Source organism: Vibrio sp. D173a (assembly GCF_030248475.1).
The window spans coordinates 1-1264 of the sequence record NZ_JAHGAH010000805.1; the positions used below are offsets into that span (position 1 = coordinate 1).

Below are 1264 nucleotides of genomic sequence, written 5' to 3' on the forward strand. Positions count from 1 at the left end.
GGTTTCGAGCTTGGACTCATGACCGTCACACTGCCAGTATTAATGTGGGTGCTTAAATTGGACTTTCTAACCGTGCTTATCATGGATATCGGTCTGGTTATTTTCTTTGTTCTGTATGCGATTGGTTTTAACTGGGCGTATGACTCAGTTAGAGTCATGCTGGTGAGCAAAGGTAAAGTGAAAGCGTTGGCTTAAAACGTGAGAGGTGTCTTAAAGCGGAAACGCTGAGAATAGTCACGCGACTTTGAAAAAGCACACTAAGAAGGGAAAAAGGGGCTAACTGAGAAAGAAGCAGTCGTAAAAAGGAGATAAATACGACTGCTTTACAACATAACTTGGACGGGTCAATATTCAGTTAGCCCATACACTTACTGTATCGAATGAAGCTGACAACCAGCTGTCACTCGCACAAATAAACACAACAAAATTCGCACGCTTGCGCCCTAGTGATTGAGGACGACAATTCGTTTAGCTCACCATAAACAAAGGCACAGTGGTTTTACCTAACAGCTTACGAGTCACCCCACCAAGTATTTGTTGATGCATCTTTTTATGGGCAAATGCCCCCGCTACAATCAAATCCGCGTTGAACTTCTCTGCATGCGCTAAGATCGCCTGTGGCGTTCGCGTTCTGCCCTCTTTGAAAGAGATGCACTCCGCATCAATATTATGCAGCCCAAGGTAGCGTTTGAGATCTTGCTGGCTCGGTTTCTTATCCAATGAGCGTTCGCTGGTCACGACAATAATATTCTTGGCTTGGCGCAATAATGGCATCGCTGCCTTCACTGCGCGAGCACCCGGATCATCTCCGTTCCAAGCAATCAAAACACATTCTGGATTGAACTGTTTTTGCTCTCTTGGCATTAATAAAATCGGGCGACTGCCATGTTCCAACGCTACATCAAAGCTGACGCTGGTTTTGCCATGAAGCGGCTTTGGAATAATGATCAGATCTGAAACTTTACCGCGCTCCGAGACCACATCAGCACGATAACCCGATAAGTTGTGCCATTGCGCACTCACTTTCAAATTCGCTTCGTTCATCACCAGATCGTCAGAATCGAGCATCGGCACTTGCAAATGATCGCACAGCGACACAAACGCTTGTTCGGATTCATTCATATCTTCCGCCACATAGTTGTTCACCAACTGGTCGATACGATTCAACCATTTGCTCGGCAGTAGCTGACGTTCTTCTGGCATAAGTTGCTGAGGGCTGATTTGTGCATGCAGCACATCAAGGTGCGCACCAAAGTAACGCGCA

At 46.2% G+C, this 1264-nt stretch carries 2 protein-coding genes; one reads left to right on the plus strand and one right to left on the minus strand.

Annotation, left to right across the window (positions count from 1 at the left end; translation table 11 throughout):
* Positions 1-195 (plus strand): chlorhexidine efflux transporter (locus KIV40_RS29430; RefSeq protein ID WP_285352786.1); only part of this gene is annotated, 195 nt, incomplete at its 5' end.
* A 273-nt stretch (positions 196-468) separates the two neighbouring features.
* Here KIV40_RS29430 and KIV40_RS29435 read toward each other — a convergent pair.
* Positions 469-1264 (minus strand): universal stress protein (locus KIV40_RS29435; protein ID WP_285352787.1); only part of this gene is annotated, 796 nt, incomplete at its 5' end.